Origin of the sequence: Mesorhizobium sp. M7A.F.Ca.US.005.03.1.1, assembly GCF_003997975.1 — a bacterium.
Lineage (GTDB): Bacteria > Pseudomonadota > Alphaproteobacteria > Rhizobiales > Rhizobiaceae > Mesorhizobium > Mesorhizobium ciceri.
The window spans coordinates 21,460-27,643 of the sequence record NZ_RZRO01000087.1 but is presented as its reverse complement, the minus strand read 5'-3'; the positions used below and the strand labels follow the sequence as shown (position 1 = coordinate 27,643).

Annotated in this window: 8 protein-coding genes; 7 read left to right on the top strand and 1 reads right to left on the bottom strand. The window is 58.6% G+C overall.

Annotation, left to right across the window (positions count from 1 at the left end; all coding sequences use genetic code 11):
* Positions 1-168: 168 nt before the first annotated feature.
* Positions 169-333: a hypothetical protein gene (locus tag EN990_RS35595; RefSeq protein WP_164752019.1), complete on the top strand. Its 165-nt coding sequence runs from the start codon at positions 169-171 to the stop codon at positions 331-333.
* Between the two features lie 511 nt (positions 334-844).
* Here EN990_RS35595 and EN990_RS27285 read toward each other — a convergent pair.
* The gene (locus EN990_RS27285; protein WP_024504634.1) at positions 845-1,354 is read right to left on the bottom strand and encodes a DUF892 family protein; all 510 of its coding nucleotides are present in this window, start codon (positions 1,352-1,354) and stop codon (positions 845-847) included.
* Between the two features lie 715 nt (positions 1,355-2,069).
* On the opposite strand from EN990_RS27285, the gene EN990_RS27275 reads away from it, so the two are divergent.
* The 6 genes from EN990_RS27275 (at position 2,070) to EN990_RS27245 (ending at position 6,180) form a co-directional block, all read left to right on the top strand.
* Positions 2,070-2,315: a hypothetical protein gene (locus EN990_RS27275; RefSeq protein ID WP_013525108.1), complete on the top strand. Its 246-nt coding sequence runs from the start codon at positions 2,070-2,072 to the stop codon at positions 2,313-2,315.
* 234 nt (positions 2,316-2,549) lie between these two features.
* Positions 2,550-3,947, top strand: coding sequence for a cytochrome B6 (locus EN990_RS27270; RefSeq protein WP_127388434.1), 1,398 nt, complete (start codon positions 2,550-2,552; stop codon positions 3,945-3,947).
* Between the two features lie 59 nt (positions 3,948-4,006).
* Positions 4,007-4,609, top strand: a complete 603-nt coding sequence (locus tag EN990_RS27265) for a DUF4142 domain-containing protein (RefSeq protein ID WP_082826787.1) — start codon at positions 4,007-4,009, stop codon at positions 4,607-4,609.
* A 142-nt stretch (positions 4,610-4,751) separates the two neighbouring features.
* Positions 4,752-5,045, top strand: coding sequence for a DUF768 domain-containing protein (locus EN990_RS27260; RefSeq protein WP_013525111.1), 294 nt, complete (start codon positions 4,752-4,754; stop codon positions 5,043-5,045).
* Positions 5,046-5,748: 703 nt separating this feature from the next.
* A complete protein-coding gene (locus EN990_RS27250) occupies positions 5,749-5,949 on the top strand; it encodes a hypothetical protein (RefSeq protein ID WP_013525113.1) in 201 nt (66 codons plus the stop codon).
* Between the two features lie 9 nt (positions 5,950-5,958).
* On the top strand, positions 5,959-6,180 hold the full coding sequence (locus EN990_RS27245) for a hypothetical protein (RefSeq protein ID WP_013525114.1): 222 nt from the start codon (positions 5,959-5,961) through the stop codon (positions 6,178-6,180).
* The last annotated feature ends 4 nt before the right edge of the window (positions 6,181-6,184 follow it).

Below are 6,184 nucleotides of genomic sequence, written 5' to 3'. Positions count from 1 at the left end.
AGCAGCGCGCCAGGCGCGCTGCGTGTGTTGCAGAATTCGAGATAGGTCGTGCCGCCCACGAGGTGAAGGAAATTGCTTCTCGCCTCGCGGATAATGGCGTCATTAACATGGGCTAATGCGAGAGACCCTCCGAGAGGGTATTGGAGAGCTTAGCGAAAGGGCTGAACGATGACGATAGTCGAACTGGCTTTCGATTTGCTTGCGAAGAAGCTCGCCGCCCGCACCGGCATTTCCAGCGAAGAAGCTAGTGACCTCGTCGCCACTATGGGAGCTGATTGGTCGTCACTCGTGCGAGCAGCAAGGGTAATGAAAAAATACTCCGGTGTTGCCTGACCCGCTCGGCCTGGAAGGACTTCCTCCTCGAATGAGGGCACAAACGACCAGCTTGATGGGACGAATCGTCAGGCCATAACGGAGGCCGCGTGGCATGCGCATTTCCCAGAACGCCTCGATCACCTGCCAAGAAAACATGGCGGTGCGGGTCGCCCCAAACTCCCGACACAACGCCCGACCGCTGCCGAATGTTTCGTGGCCCGGCCCGACGGAGGTTCTCACTTCAGTGGCCTAACGATGCTTCTTGCGACTGCGTCTTGACGCAAGATGCCGCTCTCTCAGTTCCTGTTTTCAATCGGAATGACGCTCCACGCCGCATGAGGAACTGCCGTCATCAGACCAGGTCGTTGGTTTGTCGTTGCCGCCCAAACAGGACGGTCACCCCCAAGACCGATACGAATATTACCTGGTCAAGGTAGTTGCTATGTGGGCCCGCGCCACGGCGGTCAGCGCGGGCCCGTACGCTGCGCTGACCGGCGCTCACTTATCGCCTGCGAGCCACGATCCTAGATCAGCGCTTGGCGTTGTCACTCTCCGAGTCGGCCCGCGCGAGGAACTGCTCGGCTGTCGCTGGAATATGGCTTTTCAACCAGTCCGCCATCGCAACTTCCTCACGCAGATTCTCTTCGCAGAGCTGGGCGACCTCTGCTTCCCCTAGCGATTTGGCGGCGGCGATCAGGATTGTGTAGGAGGCGATTTCCATGTGCTCGAACGTGTAGCTTGCAAGCGATCCCTTCATCACTTCGTCCCCGGCGAACACCCCACTGAGCGACTGCGCCATTGCCGTCAGCTTGCCGCCGGCATCCTTCAGTGTGGAAGATCCTTGTCCGATGCGGTCAAGACAGGTTTCCAGCCGAGCAGCCTGCTGTCTGGTCTCCTGGATGTGCTGGCGAATCCGCTCGCTGAGCTCAGGATAGTTCTCTATCCGGTTCAGTTGCCCATTCAACATGGTTTCGGCCTGCTCCTCCATGGCGTGAGCATCCCTGAGCCATTGGACAAGCCATTCGCGTGATTCTGACATTTCATACCTCCTTCATGGGTCGGCCAGAACTTTCAAAGGGAGATATTGTTCCTCATCGGTTGAGCTGCGGAGTCAGCCTGTATTGCAGGCTCCTTGAGGTAGGCGCTGCAAGCGGGCGCTTGGCACCAGGAGAGAGTGGCGGGCGACGGGCATGGTCGCGGTGTCCGCGTTGGCAAAACGCATTCCTGCAGAAATGACGAAGCTGCTGCCTGCCGCGGGTTCCGTGATGGATGATCTCAATGAAGCGTTTCGCGTCGGCTCGCATTCCAATACCCGCGCCGCAATGTGTCAGGCTGTGTCTTGCCCGAGCGCCTTGGCCGTTGCCATTCGTCTTGCGAAATCAGCCCGTTGCCGGTGCGCCCCAGCAAGGCCTCCAGGTTCAACAACGGAGATCATATCGCGATGGAACGTCCCGGCGTTTCGCAGGTTGGTATTGGAGTTTCGCGCTAGGGAAAGAGCCATGACTTCTTCAGACAAGTCTTCAACTGACATATCACCCCGCCCCGAGAAATCGAGCGGCAGGACCCCGTCAAAGCCGGCGACACCTTCACCGGCCCCAGAGAAAATATCCGGAGCAGGCCCTGCGGTCGCCGAGCATTCGAAAGACGCCAAGGCGCCCAGAGGCGGGCGTCAACCTGGGGCCTATGTCAAGGATTAGATAGCCGAGCTGGGTTGCGTTTGTCTGGCCAATGCAGGAAGCGACGAGGAGGTTTTTATGCAGATGATGGGAGTTGTCGTCAGCCGAGACCAGGCTCCGGTCGTGGAATTTCGGGGCGAGGGAGGCGAGTGTATTACAGTTACCCTGCAGGCCGGGCATACTCTTCCCGACGATGAACTCATTGCAAAGGCCAGGGCCATGATGGTTCAGGTCGCTCAGTTCGGGACGGACCAGATCAACAATGCGGCGATGTCTGACGGGTCGTCGGCCGATGGGGTGATACAATCCGGAATGTCGGGATAGATAGCTTCGCTCGATGCAGGCCTGCTGCAAGGCCACGAGTCGGCAGCGGACGTGCAGTCATCAGCCAGAAGATGGCGAGAACGGTACGCAGGCAAGGCACGCAGATCGCACCCTCCAAAGCAGCGACACCGGTGATCATCGAAAAGCCGAGCGTGAGCGTTGGGGCTATCAAAGCTATGGAACAAAGCTTGCGCGCACTGGTTGGGGCCAAATTCAACGCTGTGGGGAGGGGATATGTCGCGTATCTTCAATCTTGGTTTGCCGGTCCTGCTTGGCGCTGCAACGTTCACGCTCAATGTTGCTTCGGACCCGCTGCCGCCGGATCTGACGTATCGTCCATTGCCAAGCTTGCCTTTTTCTTCGGTCAAGGAAACTGACGAGGCGCAAAAGCCGGCTGTGACACAACGGCAACGCGGCCTGCTCGAGAGCCGTTACGATCTGGCCGACCGGCCGATGCCCGGCGTCATGATGTCGGGCGGGCGCAAGGCTGTACAAGAAGGCTCGCGAGTGAAACTGCCGGCAGGCGAAACCTGGAGCAGCCTGGCAGCGAAAACCCCTCAGGAAATTCGTGATCGTGGTCTGTTGCCGCAAGGCTTCCTACCGTTGCCGCACGTCAAGCAGGCCGCCGGAGGTCAGGTCTTTCCTGAAAGTGAGATTAGAGAGATCGGCGCTGATGAAGGACGCGATCTGCGCCGCTTCGACGTCGATTTCGATCTACCGGATCACCTTACCCCGGAGTTTCCACCTCCAATATTTCTGACCACGCACCCGGAGCTTGGAGATGTGTCGCGAGGGGATCTGCTGACGATACGCAACTTCTACGAATACATGAACGGCATCATCACGCCCGTGCAGATGGAAGGACTTCGTCTGCTGCTGACGCCATTTCCGCAGGAGGAATTCAACCAGACCGAGGACAGGAAGGTAGCGATGCAAAGCACGGGTGTCGCTTGCCTCGATTGCCATTCCAATTTCCACACCAACGGGGCGTTTCACCTCACCCCGGACGTGCGGCCGCAAGCCGAGCGCTTCCGGCTCGACACAACCAGCCTGCGCGGCTTGTTCAACCAGCAGATCCACGGATCCAAGCGCTCGCTGCGTTCCGTGGAAGACTTTACGGAGTTCGAACAGCGCACCGCCTATTTCAACGGCGATCACGTGAGCGCCACCCGCAAGGGCGTGAACCTGCCGGATCGGCCCAACCAGGTCGCGATGATGGCGCAGATGCAGAACATCATCGATTTTCCTCCGGCACCCAAGCTCGATCCCTTTGGACGACTTGACCCGGCTACCGCCAGTGCGCTGGAGATCAAGGGCGAGCAGGTGTTCATGGGAAAGGGCCGCTGCGGCGAATGTCATGTTCCAGCCCAGTCCTTCATGGACAACAATATGCACGACCTGAAGCTCGAGCGATTCTACAAAGTTGGTCAGACGTTCAACGACCAGGTTGCCATTCCAGATGGACCCATCAAGACCTTCACGTTGCGCGGGATCAAGGATTCTCCGCCCTATCTTCATGACGGCCGTCTGATGACGCTGGGCGATACCGTTGAGTTCTTCAACCTGGTGCTCGGAACGAAGCTCGACCAATCGGAAAAGGAAGCATTGGTGGCCTATTTGCTCACGCTCTAGACATCACCCGGGAAAAACCGTGGCCGACAATTAACTAGGTATTGAATGGAGGACAGTTCATGCGTGCCGCCATAATGACAGTAGTCCTGGCAGTGTCGCCCTGCTGTGCGCTGGCGCAAATCGGCAATCCAGCCGGTCTTGCCCCCGATACCAGTATGGAGAAGCCTGGAGTTCCAGCACCGCACCAGACGAATTATCAGGATCGGCTTTTCGTACAGCTAATTACGGCAGGCGGCAGGGCCGAGATAGAGTTCGGGCGACTCGCGGCTGGAAAGACAAGCCACGAAGACCTCCGTGAATTTGCAAATCGGATGGTCGATGATCACAACAAGGCCAATGAGCAGCTGAAATCCGTGGCCGATAAAAGCAAGATTCCACTTCCCGAAGGGCTCGATCCAGATCACAAGAAAATCCGTTCCGATCTCGAAAAGCTCGACGGCGCCGCGTTTGAGCTGGCGTACCTGAGGGCGCAGATCGTCGATCACCAAAGGACGGCGCAGCTCCTGGCTTGGGAGATAGGCTCGGGCGAGGATGCAGCGCTTCAGCGCTTCGCCTCCGAAAAGCTGCCGACGGTGCTTGAACATCTTGACCTGGCCCGCACGTTGCACGCGAAGCTGGCAGGCCAAGCCCTGTTCGCGCCGGATACGCAAAAGGCCAAATGAAGCGGCGGTCATGTGGCACCTGAAAGTTCAGCTGCCTTCCGTGAATGTCAGCGCACGCGCTTCTGTTCGTCTGATTGAGAAAGTGACGCCATGGCGGAACTTCGGATCGCCGCCGCGCTTAATCCGGTGGAGGAGTTATCCGATGAACGCGACCAAAGAGTTTTTTGAAAGCTGGTTGCAGGAGAATGTCGGCACTCTTGCCGGCCAAGAGGAAGTGAGCTTCGCCGTGCTGGCTCAGCAATTCGAGCAGGATGCCGAAGCGGCCGGTTATGGTCGCGAGGTGCGTGAGGACGAGCTCGGAAACATTGAAGATGCGATCGAGCAAGCGCTCAAGAAAGCGCGAACTGGCGTGCATGGTGACGCCGCTGGCGAACCCAGCGATGTGGCAGCCCTCATGGATGCGCTGGAGGTCGAAGATGCCAAAAGCGGGCCGTAGGCCATACCAGATCAGCTCTTTTCGTTTGTCGAAGTTGCCGGGGTAGCCCCATGGAGCAGTTTCGCAAGGACATGGCCGCCTTGGCAGAGCCGGCTTTCTGGGTGACGATAGGTTTGCTTCTGGTCCCTTATGCGCTTGGAACGGTGCTGCTCGTTTGGACCTGCGGCTGCCTGTAAGGTGCTACTGACACACCCCGGTGGTGGTTCAACGGCCCTAACGCCATACAATACCCAGCTAATGCGCTCGCGGGGGGATCCTGCGCTGCAGCAATGTCCGAACGATCTCGTCGCCAGGAAGTTCATCGTCGACACCAAGCTCCTTTGCTGCCGGTAATCGCACCGCCGCGGCTGACAGCTTTTGGGAGAGGGCCGCCGTGTGCAGGCGCCGACGCTATCTGCGCTCTCAAAGTTCCAGCTACGGCCCCCTGTCACGGTTCCCCGATCACGCGCCTGAAGCGCGTTTCCTTGCCTCGAAAATAGCCCAGCAGCTTGCGCGTTGCCTTGGAACACTTGTGTCATATCGAAGTTCGGCCCGCATAGGAGAACCGAGATGGCCATCCCACAAGCGGACAACGACAACCACCTGCGCATGAAGCCGGCTCATCGAGGCAAAATCTCGCCCAAGGGGGCGATACACCAGGTTAGAGCACGACCCAGGTACAAAATGGCTCTGCGGGCGACAAGAATTAAGGCGAGGCGCTGAGATGCCGCGGACCAATAATGACGCTCGCAACGAGAAGACCACATCAGCTGCAGCAATCATTGTCGACAAGGAACGTGCTGAGCGCGCCGCCAAGACGGCGCGGTTAAAGGAAGCGCGCCTCGCACAGGCCATCACGCCGTCTCCCATAGAACGCAAGCAGCGTGTCACCAAAAAGGTTCGCAGGATTTTTGTTGCTGGCTAGGAGGTGTCCGTGACGCGCAATCATGACAAGGAAAGATACGACCGCGCCAAACGCATCAGCCAAGAGACGCTGGACGCTGAACGCGCACAACGCGCCGAGAAGACGGCGCGGCTGAGACAAGCAAGGCTTGCACAGCGTCCGGTGGAGTCGTCGCCGGCGCAGCCGCAAACTCGCCGCAAACCCATCCAGGCTCTCAAAAAGAGAAGCCGTAAGGTGATCGAAGTCTTTTAGGCTC

Excerpts from the sequence above, each read along its gene's own strand:
- EN990_RS35595 (WP_164752019.1), top strand. The coding sequence starts at position 169 with ATGACGATAGTCGAACTGGCTTTCGATTTGCTTGCGAAGAAGCTCGCC.
- EN990_RS27285 (WP_024504634.1), bottom strand. The coding sequence starts at position 1,354 with ATGTCAGAATCACGCGAATGGCTTGTCCAATGGCTCAGGGATGCTCAC.
- EN990_RS27275 (WP_013525108.1), top strand. The coding sequence starts at position 2,070 with ATGCAGATGATGGGAGTTGTCGTCAGCCGAGACCAGGCTCCGGTCGTG.
- EN990_RS27270 (WP_127388434.1), top strand. The coding sequence starts at position 2,550 with ATGTCGCGTATCTTCAATCTTGGTTTGCCGGTCCTGCTTGGCGCTGCA.
- EN990_RS27265 (WP_082826787.1), top strand. The coding sequence starts at position 4,007 with ATGCGTGCCGCCATAATGACAGTAGTCCTGGCAGTGTCGCCCTGCTGT.
- EN990_RS27260 (WP_013525111.1), top strand. The coding sequence starts at position 4,752 with ATGAACGCGACCAAAGAGTTTTTTGAAAGCTGGTTGCAGGAGAATGTC.
- EN990_RS27250 (WP_013525113.1), top strand. The coding sequence starts at position 5,749 with ATGCCGCGGACCAATAATGACGCTCGCAACGAGAAGACCACATCAGCT.